The organism is Salmonella sp. SA15303 (assembly GCF_029962125.1).
GTDB classification, from domain to species: domain Bacteria; phylum Pseudomonadota; class Gammaproteobacteria; order Enterobacterales; family Enterobacteriaceae; genus Salmonella; species Salmonella enterica.
In genome coordinates, this window is record NZ_CP123925.1 from 99,973 (window position 1) to 117,223 (window position 17,251).

The window sequence follows — 17,251 nt, forward strand, 5'->3', positions numbered from 1 at the left end:
GCTTCAATGAGCCTTTCCGTTTTACAGGTTCCTCAACAGGCCGGTGGGCCGTTAGTATCATCAATATCAGTATTCGCAAAACCAGATCAGTAATTCTTTAAACCGGTGTATTTCTGCCGTTATGCTACATAAGTTTGCTGTCGTGCCGTTAGGGCCCAGGCTATTCTGGCCAGCTTGTTTGCCAGAGCACAAGTGACGACAAAGTTGCTTTTCCGGCACAGTAAATCCCTGACCCAATCGGCCAATTTGCCAGACTGGTGTTCCAGTTTTTGTATGAATACCCTGGCACATTGAACCAACAAAGTTCGGATCTTTTTATTACCTCGCTTACTAATTCCCAGCAATGTCGTCCTACCTCCCGTGCTGTACTGCCGAGGTACAAGCCCTGTTGCCGCCGCAAAGTCACGGCTGCTGGCGTACTGCTTCCCGTCGCCAATCTCAGTTGAAATAGTACTCGCTGTCAGTGTTCCGACGCAGGGAATGCTCAGCAAGCGCTGTCCAACCTCATCTTCGTCCAACTTTCGTTTCAACTGGGATTCCAAATCTTTAATCTGCTCAACAAGATAGTGATAATGCTGTTGTAATTTCAGCAATAACTGGCTGAGGTAAAGAGGCAAACTATTATCCTCAAGAATGGTACTCAGTCGGCTAATAACGGCAGCTCCTCGGGGAACGCTAATGCCAAATTCCAGCAGAAAAGCATGCATTTGATTGGTTGTTTTTACCTTATCCTGAACCAGGGATTCACGGACACGATGCAGAGCCCGCATTGCCTGCTGAGATTCCGTTCTGGGCTGCACAAAACGCATAGACGGACGCGATGCAGCTTCACAAATAGCTTCGGCGTCGACAAAGTCGTTTTTATTGCTTTTAACGAACGGGCGGACAAATTGTGGTGATATCAGCTTTGGGGAATGCCCCAACTCTTCCAACTTGCGTGCCATAAAGTGAGAACCGCCACAGGCTTCCATTGCGATGGTTGTAGCGGGGCATGTCGCCAAAAATTCGATCAACTTTGGCCGGGTAAATTTTTTACGGTAAACAGCCTTCCCGCGACGATCCTGGCAATGAATATGGAAAGAGTTTTTACCCAGATCGATACCAATGAGCGCAATGTTTTCCATGATAGTTCTCCGAATGAAAGCCTGTCCTCAGCATAGTACCGGGAAGGAGGGAGTGACCATCTCATTAAATAAAGCACGCTAAGCCCTTACTTACCCAGATGTTTGACTGTTCGTGGCACTTTCACCATGGCAATTGCCCAACCCTTGCAAAATGCCGCACGCCTCTACAGATCGAGAGCCAGAACACTTCTCGCGCAAATCAACCAAGTGCCGTTTTAACTGCAACAGCGCGGACACACGCATTTCCACCTGTTGAATATGGGCCTCCAGCAGCGTGATGACCTCCCCACAGTCCTGCATCGGGTTGTCTCGCAGACCCAGCAATGCGCGAATCTCGCTCAACGTCATGTCGAGCGAACGGCAATGACGGATGAATTGCAAGCGCTCAATGTGCGCCTCACCGTACAACCGAAAGTTGCCACCGCTTCGCGCTGGCTTTGGCAGTAGCCCTTCCTTCTCGTAGTAGCGGATGGTCACGACCTCGCACCCAGAGCGCTTGGCGAGGTCGCCAATTCTGATTTCCATGCATCAATCTCCAATTATCACTTGACTCTATAGTGACTATAGAGATTTTAATGGAGGCTGAATAGAAGATTTTCAGGAGTTACTCATGAGCGAATGCGCTTCAAAGGGGTGTGGCTGCACGACTGAGCCGATCATCCAACCCACGGCACCGGCCCCGCTGGCAACCGGATCGGCTCAAGCGGTGTACCGCATCGAGAACATGGATTGCCCGACCGAAGAGGCGCTGATCCGAAGCAAACTGGCCGGTCTGGCGGGGGTGGCGGGTCTTGAATTCAACCTGATGCAACGTACCTTGACCGTGCGACACGAATTGCCTTCGTTGTCTCCCGTCGAGCAGGCGCTGAAGGCCATCGGCATGCAAGCTGTGCGCATGGATCAGGCGTCGGCCGAGCAGACGACCAAGCTGTCCATTGCCAAGATGGATTGCCCGACCGAAGAGACGTTGATCCGCAACAAGCTCGGCACCGTGGCCGGTGTTGCTGATCTCGATTTCAACCTGATGCAGCGCACGCTGTCGGTACGCCATGCGAACCAGGTTCTGCCAGACGTGCTCGTGGCACTGCAAGCGCTTGGATTCGAGGCGCAGGTCGTGGACACGGCAGAGGTCGCATCTCCATCCGCCGCCCCTGTGACCACGCCGACCAACTGGTGGCCGCTGGGCATCTCCTTGGTCACTGCATCGGCGGCCGAGGCGGTCTACTGGCTCCACAACGGCAATCACTGGTCGGTTGTCGTTCTGGCGCTTGTCGCGGTCTTCACGGGTGGCCTCTCCACCTACAAGAAGGGGTGGATCGCGCTCAAGAACCGTAATCTCAACATGAACGCCCTCATGTCGATTGCGGTCACGGGTGCCATGTTGATCGGCCACTGGCCCGAAGCGGCAATGGTGATGGTACTGTTCGCGCTGGCCGAGGTAATCGAAGCCAAATCGCTGGATCGCGCTCGTAACGCTATCCGTGGCCTGCTCGACCTGACCCCGGAACAGGCCACGGTACAGCAGGCTGACGGCACATGGCGCGAGGTGGGCGCCAAGCAAATCACCATCGGCGCCCGCGTCCGGGTCAAACCAGGTGAGCGCATCGCCCTTGATGGTGAGGTGCTGGAAGGCCGCTCTGCCGTCAACCAAGCCCCGATCACGGGTGAAAGCCTCCCGGTCGAAAAATCCCCCGGTGATTCGGTGTTCGCTGGCACGATCAACGAATCCGGCTCGTTCGAGTACCGCGTCACCGCCTTGGCCAACAACTCCACTTTGGCCCGGATCATTCACGCGGTAGAGGCTGCGCAAGGTAGTCGTGCGCCGACTCAGCGTTTTGTCGATCAGTTCGCCCGCTGGTACACCCCCGTTGTATTCGGCGTTGCCATCGCCGTCGCGTTGTTGCCGCCGCTGTTCATGGGTGCGGCATGGCTCGACTGGATCTACCGTGCATTGGTTCTGCTGGTGGTCGCCTGCCCGTGCGCACTGGTGATCTCTACACCGGTCAGCATCGTCAGCGGCCTGGCCGCCGCCGCCCGCCACGGCATTCTCATCAAAGGTGGCGTCTATCTGGAAGAAGGCCGCAAGCTGCGCTGGCTGGCTCTGGACAAGACCGGCACGATCACGCACGGCAAGCCCGCACAGACCGACTTTGTCACATGGGGCAATGCACTCGCCTCGGACAGCCGCAGCATCGCTGCCAGTCTGGCGGCCCGCTCGGACCATCCTGTATCCAAGGCGGTGGCACAGGCCGCGCAGACGGACGGGGTTGCCTTGCTCGACGTGGCCGAATTCAACGCGCTGCCCGGTCGGGGTGTGCAAGGCCAAATCAACGGTGCGACCTACCATCTGGGCAACCACCGGATGCTCGAAGAGCTGGGGCAGTGCACACCAGAGCTGGAGCAGCGCATCGCTGCGCTGGAAACCGCTGGCAAGACCGTCGTGATGCTGGTGGGCGCAAAAGGGGTACATGGCTTATTCGCCGTTGCGGACACCATCAAGGACAGCAGCAAGAGAGCCATCGCCGAGCTGCATGCTCTGGGCATCAACACCGTGATGTTGACCGGCGATAACCCCCACACGGCACAGGCCATCGCCGCACAAGCCGGCATTGACCGCGCGCAAGGCAACCAACTGCCCGACGACAAACTGCGCGAAGTGGAGCAATTGTCCAGAAACGGCAAGGTTGGCATGGTCGGTGATGGCATCAACGACGCACCGGCCTTGGCGCGTGCGGACATTGGCTTTGCAATGGGAGCGGCGGGCACAGATACCGCTATTGAAACCGCCGACGTGGCCCTGATGGACGATGACCTGCGCAAGATTCCGACCTTCGTGCGCCTGTCGCGTGCGACAGCACAGGTGCTGATGCAAAACATTGTGCTGGCCCTTGGCATCAAGGCGGTATTTTTGGTGCTCACCTTCACGGGTCACGCGACCATGTGGATGGCTGTGTTCGCCGATATGGGTGCCAGCTTGCTTGTTGTCGGCAACGGCTTGAGGTTGTTGCGCCGATGAGCTGGAAACTCTTTCTCTATGACTGGGGTGGCCTGAACATCGCGTTGTTTCAAGCCATCAACACAGGCACGCCCGCCACGCTGAAACCACTGGCATGGTTCTTTGGCCTCGTGGGAAGTTACTGGACAGCGCCGCTGATGCTGTTGGGTCTGTGGTGGTGGTCGAAATCGGCTACAAACCCGGCGCGTGGTACGGCCGTTCGGCATCGCCTTATTGGTTTTAGCGCGGCCTTCTTGCTGGCGTTATTGGTCGCCACCGCCTTGAAGCTATGGTTCGACTTTCCACGCCCGCCTGCCGTCCTTGGCGACCTGGCGCGCGTCATCGGGGACAAAGAGCTTCACTACAGCCTGCCCAGCGGGCATGCCACCTATGCCGCGATGGTGGTCGGTGCGCTCTGGCCTTTGATGGGCCGCCGTGGTCGTCTCAGTTTAATGCTGTACGCCACATTGGTCGGCTGGTCGCGCATCGCGGCCGGAATGCACTTTCCGGCCGATGTGTTGGCGGGGTGGACGCTGGGATGGAGCTGCACGGCACTCGCCGGGTGGTTGCTGCCGTTGGCCGCCCCTGTGTGGCAATCGGCCCGCCGCACATCGGCTTGGGTCTGGTTCACCGTGGCCGCCAGTGCTGTCATGACCGATCAGCTCACGAAGTTCGCCATCATCCGCACGTTTGCCTACGGTGAGCAAGTCGAAATCACCCCGTTTTTCAACCTCGTTCATGTCCTGAATCCGGGTGCGGCATTCAGCTTTTTGGCGAACGCTGGTGGCTGGCAACGTTACTTTTTCATCACGCTGGGTCTGGCTGTTTCTGCTTGGCTGGGGCGCATGCTGTGCCAGCAACGGCCACGTCTCGAAGCGATGGGCTACAGCCTGATCCTCGGCGGTGCGCTGGGCAATGTCGCGGATCGTGTGCTGCGTGGACAGGTTGTTGATTTCCTTGACTTCCATTGGCGACTTGCGCACTGGCCCGCCTTCAACCTCGCTGATGTGGCGATAACTATCGGAGCGCTCTGCCTGTTCTTGACGGTTGTACCGAAAAGCAGTAAAGGCACAGAGGCCGAGGTGTCCGGTTAAGCTATGCCTCAATCTGACGGCTGCGAACCGCCAGGGACAGGCGCAATGTCAGATTCTGTCGCGGCCTTGGCGCGTGCCTGGAAGCGTTCATAGCAATCCAGCCCGCAGAAATGTTCGACGTATTCCGCGCCTTCCGGGGTGAAGGCGGCATCGAGCGGAATTTCTTTGCAGCATACGCAGCAGGTGGTGCAACTGGCAGTGTTCGGGGCGTTTGCGTTCATGGTGGTACTCCTCCAGATTGGTAGCGAAGCTCAAAGCTGCCCACTCTCGGCTGGCTGGGAAGCGGTCATGATCTTCCCTTGAAGGCCCGCAGCAGCCGCGTCACAGACAGGACAAACAAGCCGGTCAGCGTGAGGGCTGCAATACCCCAGTGCTCCCCGATGAACGCGCCGGCCGTCGTGCCGGCTAGCACAATGGCGAGAATCGGCAAATGGCAGGGACAGGTGAGCACGGCCAGCGCGCCCCACAAGTAGCCGGTGATCGGTTTGTGCGTCTCAGACGGCAAGTGCTCTGGGCTGTTCATGGCAGACTCTCCGCGTGCTGTGCCGGTTCGGTTGGCATGGCGGCCAGTTGCATTTCGAGGCTGGCCAGGGCCTCGCGCCGACGCTCGACGAGTTGCCGCAACACGGCAAGCTGCGCAGACGCACCGTCACCGTCCGCAGCATCCAGCGCCCGGCACAGCCGCGCCAGTGCGTCCAGGCCGATACCCGCTTCGAAGGCAGCCCGTACAAAGCGCAGCCGTTGCAACGCGGTGTCATCGAACAAGCCGTAGCCGCCCGTGGTGTACGCGACCGGCCGTAGCAATCCGCGCAGCAGGTAGTCGCGCACGATATGCACGCTCACCCCGGCATCAAGGGCCAGCCGGGACACTGTGTAGGCGCTCATTGAACACCTCCTTTTCCTCATCCGGCGCAGCACGAAAGCTGCTTCACGTCCTTGCTGAAGGTCTGCGCCGCGAGCTTCAGCCCTTCGACCATGGTCAGGTAGGGGAACAATTGGTCGGCCAGTTCCTGCACGGTCATACGGTTGCGAATGGCGAGCACCGCCGTCTGGATCAGTTCACCCGCTTCCGGGGCCACCGCTTGCACGCCGATGAGCCGTCCGCTACCTTCCTCGATGACCAGCTTGATGAAGCCGCGTGTGTCGAAGTTGGCAAGCGCACGCGGCACGTTATCCAGTGTTAGCAGGCGACTGTCGGTCTCGATCCCGTCGTGATGTGCTTCCGCCTCGCTGTAGCCCACGGTGGCGACCTGCGGGTCGGTGAACACCACGGCCGGCATTGCGGTCAGGTCCAGGGCCGCATCGCCGCCAGTCATGTTGATCGCCGCACGAGTGCCGGCCGCTGCCGCCACATAGACGAACTGCGGCTGGTCGGTGCAGTCGCCGGCCGCGTAGATGTTCGGGCTACTGGTGCGCATGCCCTTGTCGATGACGATGGCCCCCTGCGCATTGACGGCTACCCCCGCCGCTTCCAATGCCAGGCTGCGCGTGTTCGGTGTCCGGCCGGTGGCGACCAGCAGCTTGTCGGCGCGCAATTCACCGTGCGTGGTGGTCAGCACGAATTCACCGTCCATATGGGCGACCTGGCTGGCTTGCGTGTGCTCCAGCACCTCGATGCCCTCGGCACGGAAAGCGGCTGTCACCGCCTCGCCGATGGCCGGGTCTTCACGGAAGAACAAGGTATTGCGCGCCAGGGCCGTGACCTTGCTGCCCAGCCGGGCAAAGGCTTGCGCCAGCTCCAGCGCCACCACCGACGAGCCGATTACGGCAAGGCGTTCGGGAATGGTGTCGCTCGCCAGGGCCTCGGTGGAAGTCCAGTAGGGTGACTCTTTCAAGCCCGGAATCGGCGGGACCGCCGGGCTGGCACCCGTGGCGACCAGGCAGCGGTCGAACATCACGACGCGCTCGCCACCCTCGTTCAAACTAACGATAAGGCTCTGGTCGTCCTTGAAACGCGCTTCACCGTGCAGAACGGTGATGGCTGAATTGCCGTCCAGGATGCCTTCGTACTTGGCATGACGGAGTTCTTCGACACGGGCCTGCTGCTGGGCCAGCAGCCGCTCGCGCAAGATCGTCGGCGGTGTGGGTGGCATGCCGCCGTCGAATGGGCTTTCCCGGCGCAGATGGGCGATGTGGGCGGCGCGGATCATGATCTTGGACGGCACACAACCGACGTTGACGCAGGTGCCGCCGATGGTGCCGCGCTCAATCAGCGTGACCTGCGCGCCTTGCTCGACGGCCTTCAGTGCTGCCGCCATCGCGGCTCCACCGCTACCAATGACGACGACCTGCAACGGGCTTTCGTTGCCACTGGGCTTATCAGCGGCCCCTATCCAGCCGCGCATCTTGTCGAGCAGGCCGGCGCGGTTGTCCGTCGGTGGCGCATCGGCAAGCGTTGCCTCGTAGCCCAGTCCGGCCACGGCGGTAGTCAGCGCATCCGATGACGTGCCCGCCTCAATGGCGAGTTGCGCTGTGCCCTTCGGATAGGACACCAGCGCCGATTGCACGCCGGGCACTTTCTCCAAGGCTTCCTTGACGTGAGCCGCGCACGAGTCGCAGGTCATCCCGGTGATTTTCAGGGTGGTCATGTATTTTTCCTTTTCTGTGGTGGCTACGGCTGTTGCCGTCAGCCACGTTGTTCTGGCAATTCACAGCTGTCCGGCCCGCAGCGGCGATGTGCTGGCGAGATGAAATCCCAGACCGACACCCCAACCATCAAGGCCAGGCCGACATAGAGCAGTCCACCGCTCTGCCAGCCGTAAGCCCGCATTAAAAACACCGCTGCCAGCACCAAGATCGGGCCTATCGTGCCGAGCGCCGTGCGTCGCCACTGTCGATGATTGAGCCAAGCGATAGCATTGGCGAGTAACGCGATGCCGGCGAACATCGGCAGCAGGATGCCAATGAATAGCCCCTCGTACTGGCTCAAGAAGCCCAGTCCGATGGCCGCGCCAAAGCTGGCGATGGCAGGAAAACAGGCGGCGCAGCCCATCGCGGAAACGACGCTGCCGAGCGCGCCGGTTTTGCCAGCGATGCGCGTGATGAGTCCCATGTGTCGCTCCCGAGTTCGGTTAACGGATCAGCGTTTGAGGCTGGACGGATAGCCCGCGTCCTCGGTCGCCTTGGTCAACTTCTGGACGTTGGTCTTGGCATCGTCGAAGGTGACGACGGCCTGGCGCTTGTCGAAACTTACGTCGGTCTTGCTCACGCCCTCAACCTTGGAAAGCGCGTGCTTGACAGTGATCGGGCAAGAGGCGCAGGTCATGCCAGGCACGGACAGCGTGACGGTCTGGGTGGCGGCCCACACGGGGGCAACAACGGCAGCGAGGGCGAGGGCGGCAAACAGTTTTTTCATGATGAACTCCTGTGATTAATAGAAAAATGGCATGACGTAGGGAAATCCGAGCGAGACCAGGACCAGCGCGGCCACGATCCAGAAAATGAGCTTGTAAGTAGCTCGCACTTGGGGAATCGCGCAGACCTCACCCGGTTTGCAGGCTTGCGCCGGGCGGTAGATGCGCCGCCAGGCGAAAAACAGCGCGACCAGCGCTGCGCCGATGAAGATCGGGCGATAGGGTTCCAGCACCGTCAGGTTGCCGATCCATGCCCCGCTGAACCCCAAGGCGATCAAAACCAGCGGCCCCAGGCAGCAGGCCGACGCAAGAATGGCGGCCAGCCCACCGGCGAAGAGCGCGCCGCGCCCGTTTTGTGGTTCAGACTTTTGTGGTTCAGACTTTTGTGGTTCAGACTTTTGTGGTTCAGACATACGCTTGTCCTTTCAAATTTGGTTTGGATAGCTTAAGCTTACTTCCGTAGTTATGTACGGAGTCAAGCGATATGCAAATTAATTTTGAGAATCTGACCATTGGCGTTTTTGCCAAGGCGGCCGGGGTCAATGTGGAGACCATCCGGTTCTACCAGCGCAAGGGCCTGCTGCCGGAGCCAGACAAGCCCTATGGCAGCATTCGCCGCTATGGCGAGGCGGATGTAACACGAGTGCGGTTCGTGAAATCGGCCCAGCGGCTGGGCTTTAGCCTGGACGAAATCGCCGAGCTACTGCGGCTGGAGGATGGCACCCATTGCGAGGAAGCCAGCGGCCTGGCCGAGCACAAGCTCAAGGATGTGCGCGAGAAGATGGCCGACTTGGCACGCATGGAGGCCGTGCTGTCTGAACTGGTGTGCGCCTGCCATGCGCGGAAAGGGAACGTTTCCTGCCCGCTGATTGCGTCACTGCAAGACGGAACGAAGCTCGCTGCATCGGCGCGGGGGAGTCACGGGGTGACTACGCCTTAGCGTGCTTTATTTTCCGAATTCTGAGACGACCCCTAGATATCCAGGGTGAGCACTGCGAGCGCGTAGTGACGCAACGTAGTGGCGTGGCACAGGGTAAATTTAAAGCTCTGCTCATCGAGAATTTCGCGGGCCGTTGTGCGGTAACCGGTTGGGTTAATGGCGGTGTCCTGGATGCGGCACACATTGAACATGGAACCCGGTACAATCCGTCTAATGGCATCCTGATGACTCCAACAATGCATGCTCTGTTTGATGCCGATCTTATGGGCATAGATCCGGCCACCCTGACCGTTCATTTTAAGCCAGGCATTGAGCTGGGCGAGCTGTTTGAAGGCCGTAAAATCACACCGCTGGTGTACGATCTGGACTTAGAGCGGCTGGCCGTACGCTGGGCAGGATACCAGGGCCTGGCTCATGAACAATGATGGGTTACAGCCGGGATGTGTGAAAACCCGTCAGTGAAACCTGCATGCGCCATACCTTTAAATTTAAACTCAAGAGCCAGGCTCAAGATAAAACCGAAATGAAAAGGTAAAATCCGGTGCACCAGATCTCTTAGGTTTAATACCTGAGCCGGTATACTGGCAGGCGCAGGCATGTGGGTATTATCCAGTCCATACATCTCCACACAGTGTTAACCGCAACATTTAAAGTTCAATAAGGACGGTTTCAATTTTATGTATAAAACAGCATTAGTGATGATTATCGGGATCCTCGGATGCAGTAAAGCATTTGCAGCCACTGAATTACAGCTCCAGCAAAAACGCGTTATGCAGTTCTGTGCCAACGCCAGTCTTCCATTGTTAGTTGCGGGTACAACGTACGCGAATACGTCTGACAACGGGCGACCAGAAAAAGAAAGATTGGCAATCCTGAAAAATTCAGTTGCAAGCTCGACAGCTTATAAAATGGCATCTCCCGGAGTTCAGATTGCCATGATGAGCGTGGTGGAAGATATTGCCGATCCGAAAGAATTAGCTCTACATCAAAAAGAAGTTAGACGTCTTGGGGCTAGTTATCTTTCCGACAGCGGTGTTTCATGGGCTTCAAAAACTGTTTCACCATTTACAGCCTGGTGTAACTTTAACCGTTTAGAAAGTTAAGGCTGGCAAGGCGGTTCCTGTTCAGGAAAGTTACTTTCCGTGCGGGGACCGTAAGATACAGATAAAGCTTAAGGCCTTTGAATTTCTGGAAAGCATTTGAAAATTTCATTGCGCTTGTCTGATATGAAACAGCCCCTGCATTTCTGCAAAGGCTGAAAGAGTGTGTACGGACTTTGGAAGGAGTGATGATATACGCCTGAGCCATCCCATCACCGCAGACAGGGTAATTAACCCTGACTAAAGCTTTCACCTATTCCGTCGCTCGCAAGCGGCTTTCGCACACTAACGAAGGTATGGCCTTTCGTCGGTGTTAAATTTTTCAAACTTTGCTTACTTTGTCAAGGAAGGTGACCGCAGTAGTAGGCACAACTACTTTAATCTGTATGAATAATAAGGTAGAACCGGCCAGTGAATGAATGCTTTCCCTGAAATCAGGCGGACAACCTTCAGGAATATTGATAGCAAGACTGAATCTCTCGCTGCGGCGATAAACATTTCGCCATAACCCTGAACGAGAGTGGTTCATCCATCATATACAGGAGCGTTACATGCGCAAATTTAAGTACATAATCTGTCACCAGTGCGAAGGCCACGGGACCATGGAAAACCCGGCCTTTGAAAATGGATTCACCCAATCAGAAATGGCTGAGTGGGAGCCAGAAATGCGTGAAAAGTATTTTGCCGGAGCATTTGATGTTCGCTGTGACGTTTGTGCCGGTGACGGTAAGCTCAGCGTACCAAACGTAGCGGCTATGTCTTTTTCAGAACGACGGGTTCTGGCAGCACGGCGGCGTGATGAGCGTCTTCAGGCTGCTGATGAACGGCTGTCCCGCCAGGAACGAGCAATGGGGTACTGAGGTGTTACAGCAAAGATGAAAATGACGAAGCCAAAACCGGTAAGCCGGATGAAAAGACCGTTTATTAGTGAGCTTGCAGAGCTGGGTTTATCGGGTGAAATTCTTTCAATTCGAACTGACGGCATGCAGGGGACGCTCATACCCGATCTTACCGCAGGGGTGAGTGAAGCAGGCCGTGTGAAAACCGGCAACTGGGTAATCTCTGACAAGAGAACCTTCGACCATGTCGTTCTGTGTGTTGAAAGACAAGATGAGAACCATGATGTGTACGTAGGTAAATTCATCCAGTTACATGTAGCCGCTAATAAGAGCCTTAAGATCGTCGAAATGGGCGATGTGAAACTGGTGGCCATAACCAGCTCGATTCCTACCACTTTTAATGGTGGGATAAAGAGATACAAAGGGGTTACGTATGTGTCACTTTCCCAAACAGCTCAAACCACTATCGACTTCCCGAAGCGTATCTACAAAGAGGGCCAGGAATGTACTTCTGTCACCAGTCCTGACCAAGGTCCTTTCGCCCGGGATGTTAGGTTGAATTGCTACGGGCGATGTGTTGTCACCGGCGTAAGGTCCCCCTGGCGTACTGAGGCCGCGCACTTAACGCCACGTCATGAAGAAGGCATTCCCGACGTAACGAACGGAATTTTACTTCGCCGTGATATCCATACACTGTTCGACAATGACCATTGCGCCATAAACCCTGACACTATGAAAATTTACTTCAGCCGGGAGGCCCGGGAGTTGGATGATGATCTCCTGAAATGGCATGGGAATGAGATAGAGACGACACGCATGCAGGTTCCGGTTAACATCGAAAACCTTCGGATACGATGGCAAAAATTTAAGGCTAAGGATCGTCAGCGTAAATAAAGCCATAAGCTGAACCACGGCGAGGATTAGTCTTGTTCACTAAATGACAGCGAGAGATTAAATGCAAACCCAAAAAGATATTACAGTTGGCCAGATCTGGGAAGAAGTGGATCCAAGACTGATCCGGAAAGTGCGAGTTGTTGAGGTGGCCTCGTTAGAAGGGCCCAAAGGCATCCTAATCGAAAACGTGGAGTCTGGTCGTAAGAACTGGGCGTCGTCATCCCGCTTTAATGGAAAGCGTGGAGGGTATCGTCTTATTTCCTGAAGGTTTTGCCAATATGGGAAACTGAAGAGGTTGAAACCATCCCGGTGAGGGAGCATATCTGGTAAAGAAGAGTCTTTAAAAAGGTTTTACGCGACCTGGGATAATAAACGGGAAAACGATACCCAAAAAAAGAATACAGCGATGATAACGATAAGGAATGGTAAGGGCTTCAATATTTTGAGAAATGACCTGGCTTCCTTTGCATCTGCATTTCTAATCAAACTGTCCACATAGGGATCACAGCTCTTAGGTTCTGAATTTTTCATATGTTCTGTACCTGAAATTGATTCCGTATGAGAAAAGGCCACCGAAGTGGCCTCTATCAAAACTGGTGGCAAAAGTTAGATCAGGAAATCATCAAGACTTTTACCGGCTGCAATTTGTTCTGCCAGAGCTTTGGGGGTACGGCCCTGTCCAGTCCACGTTTTTGTTTCGCCATTTTCATCAGTAAATGAGTATTTGGCCGGGCGTGGTTCACGGCTTTTCTTGGTAGCCGTAGATTTGGCCTGGAATGAGCCAAGCAGCTCTTCCGGGTTGATACCATCTTCTTCCATTAACTTACGCAGGGCGTCAAGTTTCTCCTGACGAGCTTGCAGTTCGGCAGCTTTGGATGATTCTTCCTGACGACGCTCATCAACAATGACATTAAGCTTTTCGAGGATTTCCTCAAGTACTTCTAAAGGCAGCTCGCGGCCCTGGGCGCGAAGAGTACGAATATTGTTTAACGATTTGAGTGCTTCAGACATACGACCTCACTTTCTAATTCTTTGATAAGGATTTACTTAATCATAATACACTCTATAAGGAAAAAGATGCCAGCTTTATGTCTTCAGGTACAAAGATATCTTGCTAAGAATACTCCTTATCTTCCTTGTGCAGACTGTTTCGTGCTTTCGATGTTGTTCATGAGTCTTAAAATCTGCTCACTGTTTAGGGTACTCATGCTGTAAATCATCAAGAAGGAAGCGCAGAACAACATAAGCAATCGGAAAAGGAAACCATGCCAGTGACAGGCCATATATGGCGGAGATAAACATAGGGTAATTTAACTCACTTACAAAATTCGCTTCATTGTATTGTTGAATCGAAATGGCAGAAGCAAAAATTATAATTAAAGTAAGAAAAATCCACTCTAGCCATCTCTTTTTATAACAAGCATAAGCGAAAGCTGTAGGGTAAAAAATAAAGCAAAAAATTCCAGCTGCAATTACGTTCATAAAAGTAACTTTCCTGATAGCGCAGTTATTTTTCGAATGCAGCATCATGAACAACTGCCATAACATTGATGATTGGCTTTCTTTTTCTGAAGAACCTTCCGCGCGGCAAAGTTTCTCCCGCTTTGAGACGATAAAGCCAGAAAACATAAGCCGGAGGAACATTGCTGTCAAAAATATCTGAACAAGTTTGAACTGTGATGCCTACTGTATTGTCTTTCCTCATCTCTTTAAAAGTGCCTTGCAATGCAGCGGATAACGTCATTTTTAAGAAACCTTTTTCTGTTTGAACGGATAGACTTGACTTAGCTGGCTTGACTGTAATGTTTGCCACTAAAGATCCCTCGTTCTGAGGATGCAGGCACTACAAAGTTACCGTCAGGTCTAATCATACGAGTTTGGATGAAATTTTTGCCGGATTTGGTTTTTTCAACCTGGTGCTCGATCTTCCATTCTTCTTTGACGGGACCGGATGACAAATGAACTAGAACCGGTACTTTTTTACGTGTTCTATCCAGAACAATACAATTTGATTTATCCGTATCAACGCTTCCCTGAAGAGTATTCAAAGAGCAATTATCATATCCCTCAACCGGAACTGCATTACCTTGGATATCAATTTTGAATCCTCCAGCTATTACAATTTCGGGTGCATTATCATTTAAAGTCTCGTCATAGGCAGCATCAACTACATCGCAAGCAGTAAGAGTAAGTGACGATGCCACAGCAAGACACAATAAAGAAAATCTGTTTTTGAGCATATTTGAGACCTTTTATAAAAATAAAATAACAGGAGAATTGTATCATTAACAGTCTAGTTCTAACGACTACCACTTTTAAGTATGTATTGAGCCAGTTTTATATTCAGGCACACCATATTGCACTCTAGCTCTTTCATCATCCTAGAAGAACTCTTAATTAAGTATTCTTCAAGTGGGCCAGCATATGCCCCTGATGTCACGATCGTTAGTTGCGTAAGAGGATGAGTCAAACTCTCAATGCCCTTCAGGATGTCATTCTGGACAGCAGCAATATAAACAGGCGAAGCCGCAATCAAATATTCATCATTCGGACTGGACTGCATTAACTGGCTTATAGTTGCGCAACGGTTATGCTTTCCTAGTGATTTTGTGATGGCTTTCCACCAGAGATCATGCCTGAATGGTACTTGATGAAATGTCGCTGATGTAGCCCCCTGAAACACCAGACAGTAGCTGTATCTCCAGATAAGAGATAGGCTTGAATATATGTCTAACACTAACACCAATTTTGAGATGACCGGGATCCTGTTAGGGCAAGAAGTCCGTAAACGTAAAACTCCTCAGGAGAAGATCGCCATTATCCAGCAGACGATGGAGCCGGGTATGAATGTCTCCCATGTCGCCCGCCTGCATGGTATCCAGCCCAGCCTGCTGTTTAAGTGGAAGAAGCAATATCAGGAAGGCAGCCTCACCGCCGTTGCGGCTGGAGAGGAAGTCGTTCCTGCTTCTGAGCTTACTGCTGCTCTGAAGCAGGTCCGGGAGCTTCAGCGCCTTCTGGGCAAGAAGACGATGGAAGTTGAGATCCTGAAAGAAGCCGTGGAGTACGGTCAGTCGCGAAAATGGATAGCGCACGCGCCCTTGTTGCCAAAGGACGGGGAATAGCCATGGTCAGCCGGACCATGGGCGTGTCGCGTGCGCAACTGTCACTGCGGATTAACCGTTCTGCCGACTGGCAGGACAGGCGCTGTAACCGGCGTAATGAAGAAGCAGACGCAGAAATACTGTCGGCTATCCTCAACATTATCAGCGATATGCCGAGTTATGGTTATCGACGCGTGTGGGGCATCCTGCGCAAGCAACGTCGCACAGAGGGACAGCCACCTGTGAATGCCAAACGGCTTTACAGGATAATGAGCGAGCATAACCTGTTGTTGTTGCATCACAAACCAGAGCGACCGAAGCGTGAACATAAGGGCAAGATAGCGGTGGCAGAAAGCGATATGCGCTGGTGTTCAGATGGCTTCGAGTTCGGCTGCGACAACGGCGAAAAACTGCGGGTAACGTTCGCGCTGGACTGCTGCGACCGTGAGGCCATAGACTGGGCAGCAAGCACGGGAGGCTATGACAGTTCGACCGTGCAGGATGTGATGCTGAGGTCGGTGGAAAAGCGCTTCGGCGACAGGCTGCCCGACACAGCGGTGCAGTGGCTGACGGACAACGGTTCAGCATATACCGCGCATGAAACGCGGAGGTTCGCCAAAGAGCTGAATCTGGAGCCATGTACAACAGCGGTGAGCAGCCCGCAGAGCAATGGCATGGCCGAACGGTTCGTGAAGACGATGAAGGAAGACTATATCGCGTTCATGCCGAAACCGGATGTGAGAACAGCCCTGCGAAACCTTGCAGCGGCGTTCACGCATTACAATGAAAATCACCCGCATAGTGCGCTGGGATATCACTCTCCGAGAGAATACCGGCGGCAGCGGGCATCGTTAACTTAAGATACAAAAGCTGTCCGGAAATGGCGGGTCAAGATCACTTGATGAAATGTCGCCTCGTAAGAGGGCACCCGATCTCGACTATTTAAAAACCCCATCCCGGCAGAGATTATCCACAACTCCAGATTTCTGGTTGAGTTTAAAATTTCCTTTGCCGTAGACCAGTGATTACCTGAATACAAGGACAATGCCGGTACCGCCTGATTACTTCTGGCGTCGTCTACAATGTTACTCCAGGCATATGCTGCGTCGTCCGGGGTTTGTTTTGGATCTATGTCCAATGTCGGCCAGACGTGGCCCTGATGATTCTTGCCCTTTGTACAGGAAGTGATTAAGTGTACTGAGCGTTCAGAGAACATTATCTTCCTTACATACCCATAGAACAGCTTTCTAAGAACGGTGGGCTCGCCTGAAAATTACAAATCAGCCCCTTTCACGGCATCATTTTGATTCTTCGCGTCTGCCCCCAGTAAGATGACCGGTTTTCTGCATGACAGTGTTATTCCTAACAAACGCAACACAAAACCACGCCAGCCAGAGCAAATTTTTTCATTTGCTGCGTAAAGCCTATTGTTTTCTCTTTTAAGCTTCGCCCACTCGTTACAGAGGGTAACATCATCAAGCGCTGTTATATGCTTCGCCTCACCTTCGACGATAACGGTATGGATACCGTATGCTGTAAATCTCATACTATTTTCCAGAACCCAGTTGCGGTATTCGTTGAGTCCACCTTCGGAACCGGTAGCTCTGCGCCACATTTCAATTTGCTTGTGTGATGGGTCAAGTGTACTTGTCATTGAAGCCTCGTCTCAGCGATAACGCTTGAAATAGCCCGCTTTGGTCAAAATGAAATTAGCCATCTGACTGGCGATTTGATTGTATCTTACTCATAGTGCCCAACCTATAGGTTAAAAAGGGGCATTTTCGCTTTATAGCGTGTTCAACATCATCAAT

General features: G+C 53.8%; 22 protein-coding genes and 1 pseudogene. 8 read left to right on the top strand and 15 right to left on the bottom strand.

Going from position 1 to position 17,251, the window contains the following annotated elements; genetic code table 11:
* Positions 1-119: 119 nt before the first annotated feature.
* Positions 120-1,124, bottom strand: coding sequence for an IS110-like element IS4321 family transposase (locus QEN31_RS24150; RefSeq protein ID WP_000427623.1), 1,005 nt, complete (start codon positions 1,122-1,124; stop codon positions 120-122).
* 90 nt (positions 1,125-1,214) lie between these two features.
* Positions 1,215-1,649 carry a Cd(II)/Pb(II)-responsive transcriptional regulator gene (gene cadR, locus QEN31_RS24155; protein WP_000405672.1) on the bottom strand — a complete coding sequence of 145 codons (435 nt, stop codon included), beginning with the start codon at positions 1,647-1,649 and terminating at the stop codon, positions 1,215-1,217.
* A gap of 85 nt (positions 1,650-1,734) precedes the next feature.
* On the opposite strand from cadR, the gene QEN31_RS24160 reads away from it, so the two are divergent.
* Positions 1,735-4,140: a heavy metal translocating P-type ATPase gene (locus tag QEN31_RS24160; protein WP_001287661.1), complete on the top strand. Its 2,406-nt coding sequence runs from the start codon at positions 1,735-1,737 to the stop codon at positions 4,138-4,140.
* Complete coding sequence (gene lspA / locus QEN31_RS24165; protein WP_000118563.1) at positions 4,137-5,213, top strand: signal peptidase II; 1,077 nt, start codon at positions 4,137-4,139, stop codon at positions 5,211-5,213. The genes QEN31_RS24160 and lspA overlap by 4 nt, the downstream gene beginning before the upstream one ends.
* Positions 5,214-5,221: 8 nt before the next feature.
* On the opposite strand, the pseudogene QEN31_RS24170 reads toward lspA, so the two are convergent.
* From QEN31_RS24170 to merT, 7 genes and pseudogenes are all read right to left on the bottom strand, one after another.
* A pseudogene (locus QEN31_RS24170) lies at positions 5,222-5,449 on the bottom strand (DUF3330 domain-containing protein); the annotation flags it as partial.
* Positions 5,450-5,499: 50 nt separating this feature from the next.
* Positions 5,500-5,736, bottom strand: a complete 237-nt coding sequence (merE, locus tag QEN31_RS24175) for a broad-spectrum mercury transporter MerE (protein WP_001087807.1) — start codon at positions 5,734-5,736, stop codon at positions 5,500-5,502.
* Positions 5,733-6,098 (bottom strand): mercury resistance co-regulator MerD, encoded by a 366-nt coding sequence (gene merD, locus QEN31_RS24180; protein ID WP_001277466.1) that lies wholly within the window; start codon positions 6,096-6,098, stop codon positions 5,733-5,735. The genes merE and merD overlap by 4 nt, the downstream gene beginning before the upstream one ends.
* 17 nt (positions 6,099-6,115) lie before the next feature.
* The gene (merA, locus tag QEN31_RS24185; RefSeq protein WP_000209297.1) at positions 6,116-7,801 is read right to left on the bottom strand and encodes a mercury(II) reductase; all 1,686 of its coding nucleotides are present in this window, start codon (positions 7,799-7,801) and stop codon (positions 6,116-6,118) included.
* Positions 7,802-7,839: 38 nt separating this feature from the next.
* Entirely contained in the window at positions 7,840-8,265 is a 426-nt protein-coding gene (gene merC, locus QEN31_RS24190) for an organomercurial transporter MerC (RefSeq protein WP_000522996.1), read from the bottom strand.
* 27 nt (positions 8,266-8,292) lie between these two features.
* Positions 8,293-8,568 carry a mercury resistance system periplasmic binding protein MerP gene (merP, locus tag QEN31_RS24195; RefSeq protein WP_000732275.1) on the bottom strand — a complete coding sequence of 92 codons (276 nt, stop codon included), beginning with the start codon at positions 8,566-8,568 and terminating at the stop codon, positions 8,293-8,295.
* Between the two features lie 15 nt (positions 8,569-8,583).
* On the bottom strand, positions 8,584-8,979 hold the full coding sequence (merT, locus tag QEN31_RS24200; RefSeq protein ID WP_001294653.1) for a mercuric ion transporter MerT: 396 nt from the start codon (positions 8,977-8,979) through the stop codon (positions 8,584-8,586).
* Positions 8,980-9,050: 71 nt separating this feature from the next.
* Here merT and merR point away from each other — a divergent pair, with 71 nt between their 5' ends.
* Positions 9,051-9,506: an Hg(II)-responsive transcriptional regulator gene (gene merR, locus QEN31_RS24205; RefSeq protein ID WP_001166628.1), complete on the top strand. Its 456-nt coding sequence runs from the start codon at positions 9,051-9,053 to the stop codon at positions 9,504-9,506.
* A gap of 32 nt (positions 9,507-9,538) precedes the next feature.
* Here merR and QEN31_RS24210 read toward each other — a convergent pair whose 3' ends face one another.
* Positions 9,539-9,697 carry a hypothetical protein gene (locus QEN31_RS24210; RefSeq protein WP_223230173.1) on the bottom strand — a complete coding sequence of 53 codons (159 nt, stop codon included), beginning with the start codon at positions 9,695-9,697 and terminating at the stop codon, positions 9,539-9,541.
* 33 nt (positions 9,698-9,730) lie between these two features.
* Here QEN31_RS24210 and QEN31_RS24215 point away from each other — a divergent pair, with 33 nt between their 5' ends.
* The 4 genes from QEN31_RS24215 (at position 9,731) to QEN31_RS24230 (ending at position 12,339) form a co-directional block, all read left to right on the top strand.
* Positions 9,731-9,931 carry a hypothetical protein gene (locus QEN31_RS24215; RefSeq protein ID WP_065945227.1) on the top strand — a complete coding sequence of 67 codons (201 nt, stop codon included), beginning with the start codon at positions 9,731-9,733 and terminating at the stop codon, positions 9,929-9,931.
* A gap of 252 nt (positions 9,932-10,183) precedes the next feature.
* A complete protein-coding gene (locus QEN31_RS24220; protein ID WP_000278471.1) occupies positions 10,184-10,609 on the top strand; it encodes a hypothetical protein in 426 nt (141 codons plus the stop codon).
* 548 nt (positions 10,610-11,157) lie between these two features.
* Positions 11,158-11,466, top strand: coding sequence for a hypothetical protein (locus QEN31_RS24225; protein ID WP_001224686.1), 309 nt, complete (start codon positions 11,158-11,160; stop codon positions 11,464-11,466).
* Positions 11,467-11,481: 15 nt separating this feature from the next.
* Entirely contained in the window at positions 11,482-12,339 is an 858-nt protein-coding gene (locus QEN31_RS24230) for an HNH endonuclease signature motif containing protein (RefSeq protein WP_000784387.1), read from the top strand.
* 606 nt (positions 12,340-12,945) lie between these two features.
* On the opposite strand, the gene QEN31_RS24235 is transcribed toward QEN31_RS24230, so the two are convergent.
* From QEN31_RS24235 to QEN31_RS24250, 4 genes are all read right to left on the bottom strand, one after another.
* Positions 12,946-13,350 carry an H-NS family histone-like protein gene (locus tag QEN31_RS24235; RefSeq protein ID WP_001287391.1) on the bottom strand — a complete coding sequence of 135 codons (405 nt, stop codon included), beginning with the start codon at positions 13,348-13,350 and terminating at the stop codon, positions 12,946-12,948.
* A gap of 177 nt (positions 13,351-13,527) precedes the next feature.
* Complete coding sequence (locus QEN31_RS24240) at positions 13,528-13,821, bottom strand: hypothetical protein (protein WP_001100635.1); 294 nt, start codon at positions 13,819-13,821, stop codon at positions 13,528-13,530.
* A gap of 25 nt (positions 13,822-13,846) precedes the next feature.
* Positions 13,847-14,152, bottom strand: a complete 306-nt coding sequence (locus QEN31_RS24245) for a hypothetical protein (protein ID WP_223152485.1) — start codon at positions 14,150-14,152, stop codon at positions 13,847-13,849.
* The gene (locus QEN31_RS24250) at positions 14,124-14,579 is read right to left on the bottom strand and encodes a hypothetical protein (protein WP_000916941.1); all 456 of its coding nucleotides are present in this window, start codon (positions 14,577-14,579) and stop codon (positions 14,124-14,126) included. The genes QEN31_RS24245 and QEN31_RS24250 overlap by 29 nt, the downstream gene beginning before the upstream one ends.
* Positions 14,580-15,092: 513 nt before the next feature.
* Here QEN31_RS24250 and QEN31_RS24255 point away from each other — a divergent pair.
* Positions 15,093-16,300, top strand: a protein-coding gene (locus QEN31_RS24255; RefSeq protein WP_087776199.1) for an IS3 family transposase whose coding sequence is annotated in 2 segments (ribosomal slippage) — positions 15,093-15,414 and positions 15,414-16,300 — 1,209 coding nt in all. Because the reading frame shifts where the segments join, the coding sequence is not laid out codon by codon here.
* Positions 16,301-16,713: 413 nt separating this feature from the next.
* On the opposite strand, the gene QEN31_RS24260 is transcribed toward QEN31_RS24255, so the two are convergent.
* A complete protein-coding gene (locus tag QEN31_RS24260) occupies positions 16,714-17,094 on the bottom strand; it encodes a hypothetical protein (protein WP_001371925.1) in 381 nt (126 codons plus the stop codon).
* Positions 17,095-17,251: the final 157 nt, after the last annotated feature.

What these genes read in the sequence shown, in the direction of transcription:
- QEN31_RS24150 (WP_000427623.1), bottom strand. Translation starts at nt 1,124, where the DNA reads ATGGAAAACATTGCGCTCATTGGTATCGATCTGGGTAAAAACTCTTTC.
- cadR (WP_000405672.1), bottom strand. Translation starts at nt 1,649, where the DNA reads ATGGAAATCAGAATTGGCGACCTCGCCAAGCGCTCTGGGTGCGAGGTC.
- QEN31_RS24160 (WP_001287661.1), top strand. Translation starts at nt 1,735, where the DNA reads ATGAGCGAATGCGCTTCAAAGGGGTGTGGCTGCACGACTGAGCCGATC.
- lspA (WP_000118563.1), top strand. Translation starts at nt 4,137, where the DNA reads ATGAGCTGGAAACTCTTTCTCTATGACTGGGGTGGCCTGAACATCGCG.
- merE (WP_001087807.1), bottom strand. Translation starts at nt 5,736, where the DNA reads ATGAACAGCCCAGAGCACTTGCCGTCTGAGACGCACAAACCGATCACC.
- merD (WP_001277466.1), bottom strand. Translation starts at nt 6,098, where the DNA reads ATGAGCGCCTACACAGTGTCCCGGCTGGCCCTTGATGCCGGGGTGAGC.
- merA (WP_000209297.1), bottom strand. Translation starts at nt 7,801, where the DNA reads ATGACCACCCTGAAAATCACCGGGATGACCTGCGACTCGTGCGCGGCT.
- merC (WP_000522996.1), bottom strand. Translation starts at nt 8,265, where the DNA reads ATGGGACTCATCACGCGCATCGCTGGCAAAACCGGCGCGCTCGGCAGC.
- merP (WP_000732275.1), bottom strand. Translation starts at nt 8,568, where the DNA reads ATGAAAAAACTGTTTGCCGCCCTCGCCCTCGCTGCCGTTGTTGCCCCC.
- merT (WP_001294653.1), bottom strand. Translation starts at nt 8,979, where the DNA reads ATGTCTGAACCACAAAAGTCTGAACCACAAAAGTCTGAACCACAAAAG.
- merR (WP_001166628.1), top strand. Translation starts at nt 9,051, where the DNA reads ATGCAAATTAATTTTGAGAATCTGACCATTGGCGTTTTTGCCAAGGCG.
- QEN31_RS24210 (WP_223230173.1), bottom strand. Translation starts at nt 9,697, where the DNA reads ATGTTCAATGTGTGCCGCATCCAGGACACCGCCATTAACCCAACCGGT.
- QEN31_RS24215 (WP_065945227.1), top strand. Translation starts at nt 9,731, where the DNA reads ATGACTCCAACAATGCATGCTCTGTTTGATGCCGATCTTATGGGCATA.
- QEN31_RS24220 (WP_000278471.1), top strand. Translation starts at nt 10,184, where the DNA reads ATGTATAAAACAGCATTAGTGATGATTATCGGGATCCTCGGATGCAGT.
- QEN31_RS24225 (WP_001224686.1), top strand. Translation starts at nt 11,158, where the DNA reads ATGCGCAAATTTAAGTACATAATCTGTCACCAGTGCGAAGGCCACGGG.
- QEN31_RS24230 (WP_000784387.1), top strand. Translation starts at nt 11,482, where the DNA reads ATGAAAATGACGAAGCCAAAACCGGTAAGCCGGATGAAAAGACCGTTT.
- QEN31_RS24235 (WP_001287391.1), bottom strand. Translation starts at nt 13,350, where the DNA reads ATGTCTGAAGCACTCAAATCGTTAAACAATATTCGTACTCTTCGCGCC.
- QEN31_RS24240 (WP_001100635.1), bottom strand. Translation starts at nt 13,821, where the DNA reads ATGAACGTAATTGCAGCTGGAATTTTTTGCTTTATTTTTTACCCTACA.
- QEN31_RS24250 (WP_000916941.1), bottom strand. Translation starts at nt 14,579, where the DNA reads ATGCTCAAAAACAGATTTTCTTTATTGTGTCTTGCTGTGGCATCGTCA.
- QEN31_RS24260 (WP_001371925.1), bottom strand. Translation starts at nt 17,094, where the DNA reads ATGACAAGTACACTTGACCCATCACACAAGCAAATTGAAATGTGGCGC.